At 48.9% G+C, this 1,958-nt stretch carries 2 protein-coding genes and 1 pseudogene; all 3 read right to left on the bottom strand.

Annotation, left to right across the window (positions count from 1 at the left end; all coding sequences use genetic code 11):
* Positions 1 to 113: 113 nt before the first annotated feature.
* A complete protein-coding gene (locus Q0C19_RS03645; protein WP_295052882.1) occupies positions 114 to 386 on the bottom strand; it encodes a hypothetical protein in 273 nt (90 codons plus the stop codon).
* A gap of 45 nt (positions 387 to 431) precedes the next feature.
* Positions 432 to 1,784 carry a DNA repair protein RadA gene (gene radA, locus Q0C19_RS03640; RefSeq protein WP_295052880.1) on the bottom strand — a complete coding sequence of 451 codons (1,353 nt, stop codon included), beginning with the start codon at positions 1,782 to 1,784 and terminating at the stop codon, positions 432 to 434.
* Positions 1,784 to 1,958, bottom strand: a pseudogene (locus tag Q0C19_RS03635) (signal recognition particle-docking protein FtsY); the annotation flags it as partial. The gene radA and the pseudogene Q0C19_RS03635, both read right to left, overlap by 1 nt.

Genomic DNA, 1,958 nt, shown 5'->3' with positions numbered 1-1,958 from the left:
AACGAGATTGAGCAATTGGGTCTCATGCTTCTTAAAATAGGTTTGTTGGAACGTTTCGTTGCCATCGGCAAACTCTTTGAGACGTTGGACGCTTAGATCAGCAGCATTCTTGCTTAACGGCACTCTTCAATCCCCAAATATTTAATAATAGCTTCATACACTTTTCCCCCTTCTCGGTCACAATCATCATTGTATTCAACGGTGATCATTCTTTTTCCCTCAGTCACCGCGCCACCGTATACATTTGGTTGGATCGAGCATAACGGGGTACACTCTGCGATCGCTTTTTCGATCATTTGGCGCTCTTCTTCGGTTGAATACGCGAGGGAGAGTTTCGTGTATCGCTCTTCAGATTTGTGATCGGCAACAATAGAACATACTGGCATAAAATATCCTTGGTATATGATTCGTTTATTATACGAAATTTTAGGTTAAAACCACTCCAAAAGTTTACTTACTTCGTCAATTTCGTAACATTTGATCGCCGTTTTCTCAATCGGTTTTTTTGGAATAAGGGCTTTTGTGATCTGTTGGGAGGCCGCTTCTTTGAGTCTTTGATCGAGTTGATACACCTCTCGGATATCCCCGACAAGAGAGACTTCGCCGATAAATACCGTCTCTTTGGAGATGGCACGGTTTCGAAAACTGCTGATGATAGCGGCTAAAATCGCCAAATCGGCGGAGGTTTCGGTGATCTTGATCCCTCCGGTAATATTAATAAAGACATCGTAGCTGTTAAGCGGTATTTCGAGTTTCCGCTCTAAAAGGGCAAGAAGCATATTGAGGCGGTTGTTCTCGAACCCCGTCGCCTGACGTTTCGGATTAGGTGCATGGGTATCGCTCACAAGCGCTTGTACTTCGAGGACGATGGGGCGAGTCCCCTCCATGATAACGGTGAGGGCGGAACCGCTTTGGGATTTTGTGCGGTTGAAAAAGCGTGAGGAGAGGTCTTTCGCCGATACCAATCCGTCATGTCGCATCTCAAATACACCGATTTCACTGGTCGGGCCGAAACGGTTTTTAAAGCCTCGAAGGATACGGAGTTCATGTCCGCTGTCCCCCTCAAAATACAACACCACATCCACCATGTGCTCCAACACGCGCGGTCCGGCGATGGAACCCTCTTTGGTAATGTGTCCGATGATGAAGATGGCGATTCTGCGCTCTTTGGCGATCCGCATCAGATCGAACGTGATTTGGCGCACCTGCGTCACCGATCCGGGAGCCGAAGCGATGGTTTCGGAATAGAGGGTTTGGATCGAGTCGATGATGATACACTCATATGCTCTCTCATGCAGTTCGGAGAGCACCTGCTCCAGTCGTATCTCGGCGAGGAGATAGAGGTTATCGACATTGGCTCCTAACCGATTCGCTCGAAGTTTGATCTGTCCTTCGCTCTCCTCACCCGATACGTAGAGAACATTACGGTTTTGCTTTGCGAGGTTTGATCCGATTTTGAGCAGAAGCGTCGATTTCCCGACTCCCGGACTTCCGCCGATAAGGACAAGTGATCCGGGGACGACACCTCCGCCGAGAACCATATCGAGTTCGGCATCGTCACTGCTGAAGCGTTCCGTATGCTCTTCGACAATCTGGGTGATCTCTTTGGCTTTGTTATTTCCTGAGGGGGAGGAGGTCGAGGTGAGTTTAATGACCTCCTGCTGTTGTTCGCTGAGTTCGACAAAGCAATCCCACCCACCGCAGTTCGTACATTTTCCCATCCACTTCGGGGTGGTGAATCCGCAGTGCTGACACTCGAAGAGGACGTTTTTTTTCTTGGCCATTAGTGTGTCGATTCTTCCCCGAAAATTGCATCCAAAATTCCGTCCACAAATTCGTATTTGTCAAACGGTATCAGATGCTCCGGCTGTTCGCCGACCCCGATGTAGAGGATCGGGAGGGATAGGGCGTAAGCGATCGAGAATACCGATCCCCCTTTGGCGGTTCCGTCGAGTTTG

Source organism: Sulfuricurvum sp., from assembly GCF_023250475.1.
Lineage (GTDB): Bacteria > Campylobacterota > Campylobacteria > Campylobacterales > Sulfurimonadaceae > Sulfuricurvum.
The sequence above is the reverse complement of the archived record's forward strand: the minus strand, read 5'-3'. Positions and strand labels throughout refer to the sequence as shown.

Coding starts and splice junctions, on each gene's coding strand:
- Q0C19_RS03645 (WP_295052882.1), bottom strand. CDS start 386: ATGCCAGTATGTTCTATTGTTGCCGATCACAAATCTGAAGAGCGATAC.
- radA (WP_295052880.1), bottom strand. CDS start 1,784: ATGGCCAAGAAAAAAAACGTCCTCTTCGAGTGTCAGCACTGCGGATTC.